Genomic DNA, 14,948 nt, shown 5'->3' on the forward strand with positions numbered 1-14,948 from the left:
CTAGTGAGGATAATTAACCAATGAAGAAGGGCGTAAAGCTACTTACAATTTCTGCAGCCATCGCACTGTTTTCGGTTGCAACTGGTACAATCGCAACATCAGTTGTTGACGCATCAACCAGCGAGGAAAGTAAACAAGAGGCAAAGACCGATGAAAAGGCGTCAATCCGATTAGCTAAAGCAGGTTATGTTTTTAGATTAAATCATGATGCCACTATTTCCCTAAAAGCACATCAAGCAGCGCACCTACCCAAAGCAGAAGTAGAGAAGTTGGTTAATGATCAGGTCCTCTTTAAGGTGGATCAGGTTAGTTCATTAAGAAATGGCGTACAGGTTCATATTGTTGATCAGACTGGTCAAGCAAAAGGCTGGGTTAACATTGTTAGTGACTTATACAATGTTAATGCTCAAAAAAAGAGCCTTAAAAAGTTAATTAAGGCCGAGCTGAAGGTGATGGATTATTGCGATATTATGCAAATGAAATCAGCTAAGAAGCAACTCAAAAAGGCAACTAAACTAGCAGACCAAGTAAAAGATCCGGAAGAGCGAGCAATTGCTAAAACCTCCGTTAAAGAATTGAAAAAATGGATGGGTCAACTTGAATACAAGGATATTCCAGCACTGCTAATCGGACTATATCCTAGATATTAGTTCTGTTAATACGGGACTTAATAGGTAAAGTGAGAATTGATTTTTAGTTAACAGATTTTAAGAGCGTACTAATATAAGTCGACAAAAAAAGAAACGTGTATTCTTTTCTAGATATATCCGTGCATACTTTTTATTTTGCTGATATACTATACGTAGCAATTGAACGCAAACGGCTTTGTTAGTAGATTGCTACACACATTTTTCTTATAACTTTCAATACCGCCATGATAATCATGATGTTTCAAAAATTTATGTACTCAAATTGCTACCTCGAATGAAGAACTAGTTTTGAGCTGATTTATGGAAAATCTCTCCTCCTTCGTCTCAAAATAATTTTTAAAATTTTTCGCTGTATAATTCCACCTTGCAATTTAAACCGGTATTGAGAGAGTACGCTGTAAAAAGATAGGATACTTTATGTCCTATCTTTTTATTTACCAATTTTTTGACTGAGAAGTTAATTTGGTCAAAGTGATTTGAGAAAAAGAGCAAACAAAATAATAGGACAGAATTTTTAGGAAGCGCTAAAGATAAAAACTGAAGAATTGACTAAAAATGATTCTGAATTAAAAGGATTTGCTGATCAGTATGATTGTCAATTAGAAGCAGCAGTTGCGGGTACCATACTTAAAATGTTGGTTAAAACTGGTGCAGCTGTTGGTAAACACCTTTCCATTTCTTATGGTTAAAGACGTTGTGCAGATTGAAGTTCATGATTTTATTATGAACAAAAAAGAACCGTCATATCGGCTCTTTTTGGATTTTATTTTAAGTTAAAAATTAGCAATCAGCACTTACAACAAATGTCACTCCATTTACATAGTAGCCATTGGAGTGGGTCATTGCTAAGCCGATCCCAAAATACTTTAGCATAGGATCTTTTAAATGATTCCGGTGAGCATAGTTTGCACTAGCATCATTATTTATAAACTGGTCAAATGCTTGTTGTGCCATCTTTTCAGGGCTGCCATAGGAAACTAAGCAAAGTAACTCTCCAGGAGTCTTTGAACCAGCGTGTTTGTCAGACTGATGATACTTATCATAGTACTGGGCGACTTCAATAGCTCTAGATGCTTCATAGTCAAAGTTAAAGTCGGATTTCTGGGTAGTGTAGACCACTTTTGTTTGAATACCTTGTTGCATACGCCATTCATTAACAAGGCTTTCAAAGATTCTGCCTGTTTCTTCTATAGTATTTCTGTTTAGTGCAGTTCCGGTTGGAATAGAGTTCTGCTTTTCCTTTTGAACCTCTATACTTGTATTGTCTTCTGGGTCGTCCCAATTGTCAGAAGTTGGAATCTCTTCATCTTCTTTTGGTTTTGACTTTTGAGTATCAGTGGCTTTGGCCCAGTTTTTATATGGTAGGCGATACCATTCTAGTCCATTAGCATCCTTATATATTTCATATACCTTTTGTTTACCAATAAGTGTTTCCCGTGATGATTCTCCGTTTGGTCTAGAATAAAGAGTTATTCCAGGTTTCAAATAAACTGAAAATAAAACTGGGCCTTTATCTATAGTTTCATCGGGTGGTACTACTGCATTGTTAAACTTAATATATTTCCCTTTACCAATTTTATAATATTTCTTACCTCTGATGGATTTTTGACCAAGAGTTTGGAAATAAGTTCCTCTTTTTAGTGAAGACTTGCTTTTTCTTTTTCCTTTTGCAGAATACACATAAGCATTATGTCTTAATTGAATTCTTGGTGATGTACTTGCTTCAACAGGTTGTGTGGCTTGAGGCAAGGAAATAGTACTTAGGCCTAATAGAAACGACATTGAAGCCGTAGCTAATATTTTTTTATTTGACATGGATATTTACCTTTTTAAATATATTAGAACTTTACGATACTTATTATTTTAGACGATAAAGAACTTTAAATCATAAAATTTATAGGTTTTATGATTTAAAGTTGCTTTTTTCTTTTTGAGTAGAAGATGCTTAATTAAATAAGTAAAACTAGTGTATCCCGCAAAAGTGCCCAGGCATCTGTAATTTTTTGCTTTTGGCCACCAGACAAGTTCGTTCCATAGTTGGTTAATAAAGTGTTTAACCCATCAGGCAAATGTTCGATTGTTTCATCAAGACCACACGCACTTATTACTTGCTTTAATCTACTTTTTGAGTTGATTAAAATTAATCAAGTAACCAAAAATGGCACGCATTACATAGGCTAAGACCATAGTTATAATCCAGATTAAAAATTGCTGTGCATGTAGCTTAAGTTATTTGAGTTAAAGCATTGGCTCTAGCAATTTCCGCCAGAATTGTAGAACCAGCATTAATGACTGTTAAGGCAATTACCAAACTAAATTGCCACTTTGTTTAAAATTTTTGAATAGCGTTATATCTCTCCTAAAACTTATTTATAAATAGGAACTAAAATAGTATTTCTAATAGCTAAAAATGGCATTATTATTAGTTCAATGCCTGTTTTTAATATTAGCTTTAAAATATTTGCTTTATTTAGAAGAGATTATGCAGTTTAAAGTAGGGTATGGCTCCTTTTTAAGTGTCATAGTGCAAAATAGTAATAGCGGTTAGCAATTAAAAGAGAGCTGCACTCCGCTATTAAGCTAGTGCTTAAAAGATAAGATATTTTACATCCTATTTTTTTGGCAAAATTTTAACTATAAAGTTAATTCATTAAAAAATATTTAAATTAAACAGGCTTTATGAGTAGTTTTGTTAAACTTGAATTATTAGTTTGAAATTTTGTTTGTATTTAAGGAGACCACATATGCTAACAATTAACAATCTATCAATTAAAACACGCCAACCAATTTTACATGACTTTACTTATCAGTTTAAGCCAGGAGAGTTTTATCAAATTGCTGCAGAAAATGGTTCGGGAAAAACAAGCTTTCTTCGTGCAATCACAAATTTAATTCCAATTTCGGCAGGAAGCATTTTGCTAGATGGAGAGCCATATGCAAAGAAAAAGCAAAACTTCTTTTTCTTTGAAAGTAATGATTGGTTTAATGATAACCTCAACAGCTTGGATTATCTTAATTTTGTTAAAAAGCTATGGCACTCGAATGCAGACCTTGATCGAGAAATGGCCTTTTTGGGTGTTAATGAGTTTGCTAAGGTTCCAATTAAGAAATATTCCTTAGGGATGAAACAAAAGTTAATTGTAGCAATGTACTTTACAAGTGATGCTGATTACTATCTGATGGATGAAATAACTAATGGCTTGGATGAAGAAAGTCGTAATAAATTATATCAGCGACTAAATGATGAGATTACAAATAGGAATAAGTGTATTATTTTAACTTCGCATTATAGCAGTGAAGTTAAAGTTAATAATCTTCATCGGCTTGTTCTAGAAAAACAAATGATGCATGAGGTATAGACATGGGTACTTATTTTTCTTTACAACGCAAAAAAATCACTAAATCTAAGTTAACAGTAATCTCAGTAGTCATACTGCTCATCATTTCGCTTACTGTACTTTACTTAAATTCTAAAGATCTGAATAGTAACAATTCTTCCATTAAAGGCCAGCTACAAGGTAATATTATGTTGCAGAAAAATTTTGTTGCAGAAAGCAAGCGAAAACTCAGCGAGCTTAAACCTACGGATCACAGATACCAATCAACTAAGAAAGATTTGAAGGAAGTCGAGACTTCGTTAGCCAAAAAACAAAAATTGCTAGAGGATATCAACAATAATCATTGGGTGCCCGTATATGAAGAACAAATAAGGGCAACAAAAGAGTTGAAAAAAAATAATTCCGAAAGTAATTCGAAGAACTTTGTGAATGGCATTGAGCTGCGCTTTAAATATTTAAAAGCGCATCCGATGCCTTATGAAAGTGATACGCCAGTTTCAGGTATTCAAATTTTGCTAAATCTAAATGAGACATATTGGCCGATTTTATTAACTTTAGTCATGATTTTTATTTTGACCTATCTATATTCTGGTTCATATCGCAATGGAAAAGACATTACGATGGTTTTGCCAATAGGTAGAATCCAGAGTATTTTAACTAACGCAAGCATTGGCTGGATATGTGGAATTGTAATTTTGTTAGGAATGAGTTTATTAGTTTTTGCCTGTGCATCCTTGTTTTTTGGTACAGGTAATATTGCTTATCCATACATTATCCATCAGGTAGTAAACGGAAAATTTGCCTTGGGAATTGTTCCAGTAAGTCAAATTGTACCCAACGCATTGATTTTACAAATTTTTGCAATTCTATTTATTGCACTTTTTACGCAACTTATTGCTAAAATTTTCCTTAATCAATTGCCGTCATTGCTGCTAACAATTTTATTGTTAATTGGTGGCTCCTTAATAACAATAGTGATACAGCCGTTAAACGCGATTGCTCAATGGCTTCCAAGCACTTATCTAAATCCACTTAAGACAGTTTCTGGTACTTTGGCGTATGAGTTAGAGAACGTACAGGTTAATTTTGGAAACGGGATGCTTACATTGATTATTAGTTCCTGTTTTCTAATCGTATTACTGATTTTGGTCGATTATATTCAAACTAAGAATGAGTCAAAGAGGTAAATGAATGAGTACGTATTTAGCTTTTCAATTAAAAAAAGTCTTTAAAAATATCCTAACTCCCATTTCACTTCTATTAGTTATTGGTGCTTTAGCAGTCGTTCTGGTAATGAACAAGCGAACTGAATCTGATTTTAGACTCGAACAAATGGCAAAGACTAGTATTGAATACTCTGAAAAAGAGATTGTTAAAGCAAAAAAGACACTGTTAACTTTCCCAAAAGATAGTAAAAAAGTTGAGCAGGCTAAATTTTCTTTAGCTGAAAACAAGAGAAGCGAGAAACAAGATAGGAAGATAATAAAAGCAGTCAAAGCTGAGAATTGGAAAAAAGCATACGAGATATTATGGCAAAAAAGTAAGAGATTTATAGCCGCAGACGAACAAAATATGGTGGGTGCAGAGAAGGAAATGGCTCTTTACGGCTATTTAAAGAATAACCCACTAAAGTATGAAACGCAGGAAATGCCAGTTACTGGTTGGCAAATTTGGATGCAAGTCAATGAAATGTACTTGCCATATCTTTTTGCCATAGTAGCACTCTTTTTGCTCAGCCTACTTTTAACAGATTCTTATCGTCAAAAATTGGCGACAGCTAAGTTTTTACCACTCAGCAAATGGCAACGGGCTACAAGTGAAAATTTTGCCGGCTTTTTGTTGATTGCTGGTAGTTTCTTCGTTGCTAACTTATTGCTATTTATTTTTGCATCAGTTTTTTCTGGTACGGGTAATTTGGCTTTTCCGACAATTATTCAGCAGTTTGTTAAGGGAAAAACTGTCATAAAATGTGTTCCAACAGGTGATTTGATCTTACCAATCATTATTTTGCAAATTATGTACATATTTTTTATAGTTGCTTTGACCAGATTATTGGCTTGTATTTTCCGTGATAAAATGCCGACTTTGCTTGTTGCACTACTAGTGGTTCTTGGTATTAACCTTGCGACAATGGTGGCAGATCCTTTAAAACGAATTAGTGCATGGCTACCAATGACCTATCTTAATGCAGTAGATGTTGTTAATGGTAAATTGGGCTTGCAGTATCAAAACGGACAGATTAATTTCCAGACAGGTTTGGTAGTTTTGCTTATTGGCACAATACTTATGATAACTTTAACGGCAATCATTAGTAGTCTTCAAGACAATAAAAAAGTTTGACGCATTTTTATATAATGATGCATCTGCAAATTACGCTCACTGGGAACATTTGAAGAAGCCCAAGCTGCGCGCTATTGGAATTGGTTTAGCAACTTCTTATTGTAATGGCTATTATAAAAATGGTGTTTCATTTATTGTAAGTGAAAATATATAAATAAGGCTTTGCTGTAATTTTTAAAAAGGACTATCTTTCCAATATTTGAAAAGATGGTTCTTTTGTTTTTCATTTTCTTGAATAAATTAACTTAACTAATTAATTAAATGATACAATATTACAGAAAAAAGATTGATATTTAGGTATATTGCTAAAACTGCATATTGTATGATTTAGTAAAAAACTTTTTGTTAATTTAGTGCTATGTTCCTAAAATTAGTTTAAAGGGTCTAAAGATAAGTGAGGTGATAGCGTGCATGCTTATTTTTTATTTCAATTGAAAAAAATTGTTAAACAGAATCTAAAGCCTATTATTTTTTGTATCCTATTAATTGCGCTATTTATTTTTCTTGATTTGGACTTAAATATCTTAAAAAATTGTAGTTTCATTGAAAATCAAAATAATAGTGTAGTAACTGCTAGAAGTGTCGTCGTTTTGGATAGCGAACATCCTGAAGGCAAAGAAGGAGAGCTTCTAATTGATAAGAAAAAACCGCATAAAGATAAGCAGTTTAGCAAGCGTAAAGACTTAATCGCAAATGAAAATAGTGCTAGGCAATGGAGCAAAGTACCTAAGTCTAAGAAACATCATAGCAATAAGTTAGAAATTAGTTATCAAACCCCAGCAAAAAGAAGTTGGTTAAATCGGGCAAATAAGTTTTTGAAAGCACTACATGAATCGAAAATACCAAAGCGAAAGGATAATGCGCTGGCTGGCATTCAACTATTTCTAGCTCTGAATAATAAGTATTGGCTCACACTTTTTCTTTTACTAATTATTTTTATTTTGGCTAAGTTTTATACCAGTTCATATCAGAATGGCGAAGATCTTACACAGATTTTACCAGTTGGTCGAATGGGAAAAATAATATCTAACTTGGGTGTAGGGTTGCTGGTCATCTGCTCTACGTATTTGATAATTGCTTTTTCATTTTTTGCTAGTTCTATTCTATTTTTTGGCCAGGCTAGCCTAAGGTATCCGCTGATAGTTCACCAAACATGGGGATATAAAGCAACAGTAGCCACTGCTCCGGCAGTTAAATTAGTACCAACAACAGTTGCTCTTCAACTTTTAAACATTTTAACATTAGTAATTTTTATTAATTTGGTGGCTAAAGTATGTCATAAGCTATTAACAACGATTTTAGTTTCAAGTGCAACTATTGCTTCTCTTGTTTTGGCAACAATGTTTCTAACACCTTTCCATCAAATTGCGCAGTGGTTACCAACTACTTATCTTAGTTCATTAAGGATAAATACAGGCTCAATTTCTTATTATATGAACAATTTTTCAATTAATTTTGAGCACGGTGTGTTGACCTTAGTAATTAGTTCCTTGCTGATGTTGGTTTTAACCCTTATCGTTGATTATCGAAGCGAGTCTAGAATAAGACAAGCAAATATAAGCAACTAAAAAAGAAACATCATAGTGATGTTTCTTTTTAGTTTGGTGTTTTTTATAAGCTGTCCTTAATATTGTCAGCCAAGAAGTTATATAGCATACCTTCTTTTAGTGGCTTAGTATCAATACCTATAGCATCTGCAATTGCATAGGCAAAGGCCCAAGCAGTGGCTGGACCACGACTAGTGATGATTTTGTGTTCATTATCGGTTACTGTGATTGTTTCTTTAAAATGACCACTAGGTGCATCCGCTTTTGTTTGCTCATCAAAGCCAGGATAGCAGGTATAATCTGCATCATTTAAAACGCCATAACGCGCTAATGCGATTGGAGCAGCACACATTGCAGCGTCCCATTTTCCTTCATTATGGCGTTTATTCATTAATTCAGCCAATTTGGAACTATCACGAAGGTTCTCCGCACCGGTTTTTCCACCAGGAAAAGCGACGAGATCATAATCTAGCAAACTGTCATCAACCACTTTGTCACAGGTTAATTTGATTTGATGGTCACCATTGATATCCTTCTTGTTCAGACCAACCATGTCCGTTTGAACACCCAAGCGGCGCAAAACATCAACTGTGCTAAGACCTTCAACTTCTTCACATCCGTCAGCAAAAACTACTGCAACTTTACACATTTTAAAAGACCTCCAATCTATTTCTTTTATTATAAACTAGTTTAATTCAAGATAAAAAAGCAAGTCACTGAGTTTAGTTAAATACAGAGTAGGTCGGGGACTAATTGGCATTTTAACCTTTTTCGGTGCAATCCATAATGATTGCAAGCCAGCGTTTTCTGCTCCTTGAATTTCTTCAACTAAATCTGTCCCGATAACTAGGCAATTATCTGGATCTAATTCTTGCTCTTTTATAATTTGAAACAGGACATTTTTATTTGGCAAAGGATTAGCAAAATCTTCTTTAAAATAGGAAGCAGAAAAATAGTTAAGTAATTCGCTATCAGATAGGCGAGCTGAGATTAGTTCACGTTCTTCTTTGGCAAGGAGAATTAGCTTAACTTGGCTTGTTACTTGGTCAAGAAATGGAATAGCATCTTTGACTAGTTGTCGCTGACTTCCTAATTTTGTTTTGAAAATTTTTTCGGCCTCAGCCAAATCGTCGGCACAAAAATTTTGCAGGGTTAGTGCAATGCGCTCACTGAAACCCATTATTTTAACTTGTCCTTGTAAGCTAGAATATTTTAGGCGTTCAGCTGGTCCAAAATCATGTCCGAGTTCTTTTAAAGTTTGCCTGAGTGCGACTTGTTCAGCCGTTTTTTCATTTAATAAACTACCTTCAGGAACAAAAATTAACGTTTGATATTTAGTCACTTGAAATTACCCTCTTAATTTACTCTTAACTGCATTATAATAGATATTAATGCTAAAAAGGAAGTGAAGTTTTATGCCATCAATTTTAACACTTGTTTTCCTACTAATCGGGGGAATAGCAGGTGGATTACTGTCCTCAGTTGCATCAATGGCATCCTTAGCGTCATATCCGGTACTACTTGCAGTGGGAATTCCACCGGTATATGCTAATGTGACAAATGATGCTGCTTTGATTTGGACTGGAATAGGATCGACTATTTCGTCACTCAAGGAACTAAAAGGACACTGGAAACAGGTTGCTTTTTACGGCACCTTTACAGTTATCGGGTCACTAGTGGGGTGCCACCTATTACTAGCTTTTCCCTCAGCTGTTTTTGAAAAAGTTGTGCCGTTTTTCATTGCAGGATCAGGAATCATGGTAATTGTATCGGCTAAGCATCATAGCTTGGAACCACACAAAAGACCACTATGGCAAGAACTGCTTTCTATTGCAGCTCTTTTATTTATGGGTGTTTATACGGGCTATTTTGGTGCTGCGGCTGGCGTGATTGTGATAGTTTTGTTAACCTATGTAACAGATGAAAAATTCATTGTAGTCAATGCAATCAAAAACGTAATTTGCGGGTTGGCAAACTTAGTTGCCTTAATAGTTTTTGCTTTCACTTCGCATATCTATTGGATACAGGCAATCCCACTTGCAATTGGCATGTTTATTGGTGGCTACTTTGGTATGGATATTTTGCGTGTTGTTCCTGCTAAATATGTGCGCATTTTTATTGCTGTATTAGCATTTTTACAAGCGGGCTATTTCTTTTATAAAGCATATATGTTATAGTTTACCAACACTATTTGAATGAAGGGAGAATACAAAATGGCAACAGAAGTTTATCTAGTACGTCATGGCGAAACAATGTTTAACCAGTTGGATAAAGTACAGGGATGGTGTGACTCCCCTCTGACAATCAAGGGAATTGATGATCTTAAGTCAACCGCGCAGGCGCTTAGTCAGGTTCACTTTGATAACATGTATTCTTCTGATTTAAAAAGAGCAATTGACACAGTACACTTAATGAAAGATGCCAATCAAGTTTCTGAAATTGGCAAAATTAAAAAACTTCCGGAATTTCGTGAAGTCTTTTTTGGTTCATTTGAAGGCGATGATATCGCTACGACTTGGGAGCAAGTCAGTGAAGCAGCCGGAATTGGGCCTGAAGATGATGTTACTAAAATCATCAATCAAGTTGGCATTTATGAGTTCCGTGAAGCAACAAAAAAGGCTGATCCACGTCATTTGGCGGAAAATAAACGTGAACTTGATGAGCGGATGGAGCGAGCTGTATCTGTTCTGGGTGAATTGACCAAAATTGAACAACGTGTGCTAATTGTTTCGCATGGTGATTTTATCAAAACGCTGGCCATCAAATACTGGAATCAGAGTGATGGCTTACATGACATTGTTTTTCCTAATAACGGTAGCGTTACACGGGGGATACTCCACGATAACGGTCGCTTTGAAATTGTGGATTATAATGTTAATGCAGAAGATATGTAGAGTCCTACTGTAAAGGTAGGACTTTTTATTAAGTTAAGACAATGGGGTAAATTAATGAAGGATCAAACAACTAAGCGCTATGCCTACGTAACGGCACTGAACGTAATTATTACAGTTGCGGAATTTATTGGTGGATTCGTTTCTGGATCTTTATCATTGCTTTCAGACGCTGTGCATAATTTGAGCGATGTTGGCGCAATAGTTATTTCTTTTGTCGCCCATCTAATCAGTAATCGGCGTAGTAATAAGCAAAAGACTTTTGGCTATGAGCGCGCTGAGACCTTAGCGGCTTTTACAAATGGCGTGGTGTTAATTTTAATTAGTATTGTTCTATTCGTAGAGGCAATTGAACGTTTCTGGCAGCCAACGCAGATTAGCGGTGGCGTTATGTTAATTGTCTCAATCATTGGCTTAGTTGCTAATATTGTTTCAATGCTTGCAATGCACGAGGATGGCGAAAAGAACCTTAATGTCCGTTCAACCTTTATCCATATGATGAGTGATGCACTTTCGAGTGTAGCTGTCGTTATTGGGGCAATTTTTATTTACTTTTGGAAGATTACTTGGCTTGATCCTTTGATGACACTTCTTGTTTCCGTGTTTGTATTTCATGAAGCATGTAGTTTAACGAAAAAGGCAGCTAACGTTTTGATGGAATCTAATCCAGATATCGATCTTGACGAAGTTAATCGCATCGTTTTATCATTTCCAGAAATAAAAAATATTCATCATGTGCATGTTTGGCGTTACAGTGATCGTTACATTATGCTCGACGCACATGTTAACGTAGATCGAGATCTAACAGCAGGCCGGTTTGAAGAATTGACAGATGAAATAAGTCAAAAACTAGCTGTGTTGGGCATCAATCATACCAATTTTCAGGTTGAGTGCGAACGTGGTAAAAATGATCAGATGATTGCATCAGATCAGGACAAGAGGGGGGCTGAATAATATGTCATTAGAAGTTAATCTTTTTACAGCGGTTATTGTTTTAATTGTTGGCTTATATGACATGGCTTATGCCTTTAACAGAAGATATAAGTCGAAAAAGGGTGGTTTTGGTCCCTTTATGGTTTTGGGCATCATATTCACTATTTTTGGAATTTATTTACTAATTAGACACTGGATGGGATAAAAATGGTCAAATTAGTGTTGTTGAGGCATGGGGAAAGCACAGCCAACTATGCTAATGTTTATACCGGTTGGAATGATGTTGAACTAACTGAAAAAGGACGCAAACAGGCTGAAAATGCTGGTCAGTTAATTAAGCAAATTCCTAATTTTAATCCAACCCATCTGCATACGTCAGTTTTATTGCGGGCAATTGTTACTGCTAATATCGTCGCAGAAGTATGCGGTTGGCTCTACTTACCAATTACTAAGACTTGGCGTTTGAACGAACGGCACTACGGGAAATTGCGTGGCATAAATAAGGATCAATCACGCGAGATTTTTGGGGATGAACAAATCACTGAATGGCGGCGTGGTTTTTATGCAGTTCCACCAGAAGGTGGTGAAGTCACTGCCGCTTGTTACGCATCGTGTGATCGGCAACGCTTGCCGAGGGCTGAAAGTCTTTATCAGACACAAAAACGTTTAATGCCTTATTATTATGATCAAATTGCGAGTAGACTACGGCTAGGGGAGGACCAATTGGTTGTAGCCCATGGCTCAAGTTTGCGTGCTTTAATAAAAAAACTTGAAGAAATTGACGATTATGACATTGTTAAGCTTGAAGTTCCCAATGCGGAGCCAATCATTTATACTTTGGATGATCAATTAAATATCATTAAGAAAGAAATATTACATTAAATTTTCAGCGCTTTTCAGTTAAGTGTAAGTATTCTCCTTGATATATGTTAAAATCTAATACGATACTAAATAGATTTTTTTACATTCTTAGTTTGGAGAATTGGTATGCGTAAAATATTTTTATTACGAGGCGCACCCGGCTCCGGTAAATCTTCATTTATTGCTCGTCATCACTTACAGCCTTATGCGATTAGCCGTGATCAAATAAGGTTATTATTGGCGAATTTGACTTACTATTATGAAGAAGATTCCGATTGCTTACATCAAGTAATTCCGCGATATGCAAATGAGCAAACGGAAAAAATGGTGGATTACCTCGTAGAAGAGAAGATGAAGCGTGGCGAAACCGTAATTGTCGATAGTACCCACATTGTTCAAGAAAGCATCGAGCACTATAAAAAGTGGGTTGAGTGCTATCGCTATGAGTTGTTTGTCGTTGACTTAATGCATCATAAGAACTTGCGGGGGTTGCTCAATCGCAACGAGGTTCGCAGGCAATATGACTGGGTTAAGCCGGAAGTAGTTAAAGAGATGTATTTGACCTATCAGGATAATTTACATGTCCCTGAGTGGGCACACGTTATTAGTCCGACGCAGATGCCTAAGGCCTTATCACAAAAGGAGAGTAATTTAGATCACTTCTCTCATGTGGTTGCAGTTCCTGATCAGGTCGCTGAGGAAGACTTTCCTCATGTTCACATCTCTAATTTTTATTTTTCATTTAATGATCAATTTACAAAGAAATATGGCACATATCGAAATGTGATTACCATTGGTAAAACAAGAGATGAAATTATTAATGATTTTCGCTTACCATATTTTGTGTTTAAGTTTCATCACAAGCACTTTTTAATTTCTGCTGTTCCCATTAGAAATGAAATGCTTGATCCGATTAAAAAGAATAAGGGAACCTGGACTTATTCAACTGGCCTCGTTAACTTGGCTGACTTTGTTGAAGAATATCCGGAAAGTGAACCTGAGCATGTGCACCAATTTAATTTGAGTAAATTGCGTCATGATAAGTTATTACATATTTGGTAAATGAATTAAAAATACGATTTTGCGTTATAGCAGAATCGTATTTTTTTTGCTAGTAAAGAACCCTGATGGAAAGATTGCCGTCCAACTTAAAAGCAGTATAATTAACTTGTTAGAATTATTGATAGCGCTTTATTTAAAGGAAGAAAAATGAAAGTTGAAGCATTAAAACAAGCATTTTCAAAAGTTTATCATGAGAAGCCAACTGGATGTTACTTTTCACCTGGTCGGATTAATTTAATTGGCGAGCACACTGATTATAATGGTGGTCACGTTTTTCCTTGTGCCATTTCTTTGGGCATTTATGGTGCTTCGAGTCCGCGTACGGATCAAAAATTCTGTTTTTATTCGGCTAATTTTGAAAAACAAGGCATAATTGAAGCAGATTTAAAGGAGCTTAGTTTTGTTGTGGAAGATTCCTGGGCAAATTACGCTAAGGGAATGCTCCTTTTTTTACTAAAAAGTGGAGCAAAAATCACGCATGGCTTAAATATCTATATAAATGGCAATATTCCTGATGGAGCAGGATTATCTTCTTCGGCGGCTTTGGAAATGCTGATTGGAGTGATTGTGCAAGATCAATTTAAATTAACTATAGATCAACTCGAATTAGTAAAAATGGGCGTAAAAACGGAAAATGATTTTATTGGCGTAAATTCAGGAATAATGGATCAGTTTGCGGTTGCAATGAGCAAGCAAAACTATGCGATTTTACTGGATACGGAAAAGATAAAATATGAATATGTGCCGCTTGATTTAAAAGACAATGTAATCGTAATTATGAATACGAATAAGAAGCGTACATTGGCTGATTCCAAATATAATGAGCGTAGGAGTGAATGCGAGAAGGGTCTAAAATTATTACAAGAAAAACTTGCAATTAACTCACTAGGTGAATTAAATAGTTTAACCTTTGATGAATATAGTTATCTTTTTACTGATGAAAAATTGTTGAAGCGTTGCCGACACGTTGTTTGGGAAAATGAACGCACCTTGAATGCAAAAATAGCTCTTGGAAAAGGCGATTTGAATGAATTTGGCCATCTAATGAATGCTTCTCATGTTTCGCTTGAAAATGATTATGAAGTTACTGGCAAAGAACTTGATACTTTAGTACATACTGCGTGGCAACAGCCAGGTGTTCTAGGTGCCAGGATGACTGGCGCTGGTTTTGGTGGTTGTGCAATAGCTTTGGTCGCTAAGAAGCATGTGGAAGACTTTCAAGAAAAGGTCGCAGCCGCATATGAACAAGTGATTGGGTATCAACCGTCATTTTACTTGGCAGCAACCGCTGATGGTACAAAGATTATAGAATGACGGGATTATTGA

The 14,948-nt window shown here is 35.5% G+C and carries 16 protein-coding genes; 13 read left to right on the forward strand and 3 right to left on the reverse strand.

The genetic code is table 11. The features are described from left to right. Nucleotides 1–20: 20 nt before the first annotated feature. Together H3R25_RS07470 and H3R25_RS07475 are read left to right on the forward strand one after the other, a co-directional pair. Complete coding sequence (locus H3R25_RS07470; RefSeq protein WP_198194811.1) at nt 21–650, forward strand: hypothetical protein; 630 nt, start codon at nt 21–23, stop codon at nt 648–650. A gap of 545 nt (nt 651–1,195) precedes the next feature. After that, nucleotides 1,196–1,339, forward strand: a complete 144-nt coding sequence (locus H3R25_RS07475) for a hypothetical protein (RefSeq protein WP_198194813.1) — start codon at nt 1,196–1,198, stop codon at nt 1,337–1,339. 91 nt (nt 1,340–1,430) lie between these two features. On the opposite strand, the gene H3R25_RS07480 is transcribed toward H3R25_RS07475, so the two are convergent. Beyond that, complete coding sequence (locus H3R25_RS07480; RefSeq protein WP_198194815.1) at nt 1,431–2,465, reverse strand: SLAP domain-containing protein; 1,035 nt, start codon at nt 2,463–2,465, stop codon at nt 1,431–1,433. 929 nt (nt 2,466–3,394) lie between these two features. Here H3R25_RS07480 and H3R25_RS07485 point away from each other — a divergent pair. From H3R25_RS07485 to H3R25_RS07500, 4 genes are all read left to right on the forward strand, one after another. Beyond that, nucleotides 3,395–4,009: an ABC transporter ATP-binding protein gene (locus H3R25_RS07485; protein WP_198194817.1), complete on the forward strand. Its 615-nt coding sequence runs from the start codon at nt 3,395–3,397 to the stop codon at nt 4,007–4,009. Between the two features lie 2 nt (nt 4,010–4,011). Further along, entirely contained in the window at nt 4,012–5,175 is a 1,164-nt protein-coding gene (locus H3R25_RS07490) for a hypothetical protein (RefSeq protein WP_198194819.1), read from the forward strand. A gap of 4 nt (nt 5,176–5,179) precedes the next feature. Further along, nucleotides 5,180–6,328: a hypothetical protein gene (locus H3R25_RS07495; protein ID WP_198194821.1), complete on the forward strand. Its 1,149-nt coding sequence runs from the start codon at nt 5,180–5,182 to the stop codon at nt 6,326–6,328. Nucleotides 6,329–6,759: 431 nt separating this feature from the next. Further along, nucleotides 6,760–7,896: a hypothetical protein gene (locus tag H3R25_RS07500; protein ID WP_198194823.1), complete on the forward strand. Its 1,137-nt coding sequence runs from the start codon at nt 6,760–6,762 to the stop codon at nt 7,894–7,896. A gap of 43 nt (nt 7,897–7,939) precedes the next feature. On the opposite strand, the gene H3R25_RS07505 is transcribed toward H3R25_RS07500, so the two are convergent. Further along, nucleotides 7,940–8,524 carry a DJ-1 family glyoxalase III gene (locus H3R25_RS07505; RefSeq protein WP_198194825.1) on the reverse strand — a complete coding sequence of 195 codons (585 nt, stop codon included), beginning with the start codon at nt 8,522–8,524 and terminating at the stop codon, nt 7,940–7,942. A gap of 36 nt (nt 8,525–8,560) precedes the next feature. Next, the gene (locus tag H3R25_RS07510; RefSeq protein WP_198194828.1) at nt 8,561–9,217 is read right to left on the reverse strand and encodes an HAD hydrolase-like protein; all 657 of its coding nucleotides are present in this window, start codon (nt 9,215–9,217) and stop codon (nt 8,561–8,563) included. A gap of 73 nt (nt 9,218–9,290) precedes the next feature. Between H3R25_RS07510 and H3R25_RS07515 the strand changes: the two genes are divergently transcribed. From H3R25_RS07515 to H3R25_RS07545, 7 genes are all read left to right on the forward strand, one after another. After that, the gene (locus tag H3R25_RS07515) at nt 9,291–10,052 is read left to right on the forward strand and encodes a sulfite exporter TauE/SafE family protein (protein WP_046307464.1); all 762 of its coding nucleotides are present in this window, start codon (nt 9,291–9,293) and stop codon (nt 10,050–10,052) included. A 36-nt stretch (nt 10,053–10,088) separates the two neighbouring features. Beyond that, nucleotides 10,089–10,769, forward strand: a complete 681-nt coding sequence (locus tag H3R25_RS07520) for a histidine phosphatase family protein (protein WP_198194829.1) — start codon at nt 10,089–10,091, stop codon at nt 10,767–10,769. Between the two features lie 54 nt (nt 10,770–10,823). Next, a complete protein-coding gene (locus H3R25_RS07525) occupies nt 10,824–11,720 on the forward strand; it encodes a cation diffusion facilitator family transporter (protein ID WP_198194831.1) in 897 nt (298 codons plus the stop codon). 1 nt (nt 11,721) lies between these two features. Continuing rightward, on the forward strand, nt 11,722–11,904 hold the full coding sequence (locus H3R25_RS07530) for a DUF308 domain-containing protein (RefSeq protein ID WP_074426305.1): 183 nt from the start codon (nt 11,722–11,724) through the stop codon (nt 11,902–11,904). Between the two features lie 2 nt (nt 11,905–11,906). Beyond that, entirely contained in the window at nt 11,907–12,581 is a 675-nt protein-coding gene (locus tag H3R25_RS07535) for a 2,3-diphosphoglycerate-dependent phosphoglycerate mutase (RefSeq protein ID WP_198194833.1), read from the forward strand. A gap of 105 nt (nt 12,582–12,686) precedes the next feature. Next, a complete protein-coding gene (locus H3R25_RS07540) occupies nt 12,687–13,622 on the forward strand; it encodes an AAA family ATPase (RefSeq protein WP_074426303.1) in 936 nt (311 codons plus the stop codon). A 147-nt stretch (nt 13,623–13,769) separates the two neighbouring features. Continuing rightward, the gene (locus H3R25_RS07545) at nt 13,770–14,936 is read left to right on the forward strand and encodes a galactokinase (RefSeq protein WP_198194835.1); all 1,167 of its coding nucleotides are present in this window, start codon (nt 13,770–13,772) and stop codon (nt 14,934–14,936) included. Nucleotides 14,937–14,948: the final 12 nt, after the last annotated feature.

It is taken from the genome of Lactobacillus sp. M0390 (genome assembly GCF_016102085.1).
In the GTDB taxonomy this organism is placed as follows: domain Bacteria; phylum Bacillota; class Bacilli; order Lactobacillales; family Lactobacillaceae; genus Lactobacillus; species Lactobacillus apis.

Bases quoted from the DNA above. Each gene is read 5' to 3' on its own strand.
- H3R25_RS07470 (WP_198194811.1), top strand. From the start codon at position 21: ATGAAGAAGGGCGTAAAGCTACTTACAATTTCTGCAGCCATCGCACTG.
- H3R25_RS07480 (WP_198194815.1), bottom strand. From the start codon at position 2,465: ATGTCAAATAAAAAAATATTAGCTACGGCTTCAATGTCGTTTCTATTA.
- H3R25_RS07485 (WP_198194817.1), top strand. From the start codon at position 3,395: ATGCTAACAATTAACAATCTATCAATTAAAACACGCCAACCAATTTTA.
- H3R25_RS07490 (WP_198194819.1), top strand. From the start codon at position 4,012: ATGGGTACTTATTTTTCTTTACAACGCAAAAAAATCACTAAATCTAAG.
- H3R25_RS07495 (WP_198194821.1), top strand. From the start codon at position 5,180: ATGAGTACGTATTTAGCTTTTCAATTAAAAAAAGTCTTTAAAAATATC.
- H3R25_RS07505 (WP_198194825.1), bottom strand. From the start codon at position 8,524: ATGTGTAAAGTTGCAGTAGTTTTTGCTGACGGATGTGAAGAAGTTGAA.
- H3R25_RS07515 (WP_046307464.1), top strand. From the start codon at position 9,291: ATGCCATCAATTTTAACACTTGTTTTCCTACTAATCGGGGGAATAGCA.
- H3R25_RS07520 (WP_198194829.1), top strand. From the start codon at position 10,089: ATGGCAACAGAAGTTTATCTAGTACGTCATGGCGAAACAATGTTTAAC.
- H3R25_RS07525 (WP_198194831.1), top strand. From the start codon at position 10,824: ATGAAGGATCAAACAACTAAGCGCTATGCCTACGTAACGGCACTGAAC.
- H3R25_RS07530 (WP_074426305.1), top strand. From the start codon at position 11,722: ATGTCATTAGAAGTTAATCTTTTTACAGCGGTTATTGTTTTAATTGTT.
- H3R25_RS07535 (WP_198194833.1), top strand. From the start codon at position 11,907: ATGGTCAAATTAGTGTTGTTGAGGCATGGGGAAAGCACAGCCAACTAT.
- H3R25_RS07540 (WP_074426303.1), top strand. From the start codon at position 12,687: ATGCGTAAAATATTTTTATTACGAGGCGCACCCGGCTCCGGTAAATCT.
- H3R25_RS07545 (WP_198194835.1), top strand. From the start codon at position 13,770: ATGAAAGTTGAAGCATTAAAACAAGCATTTTCAAAAGTTTATCATGAG.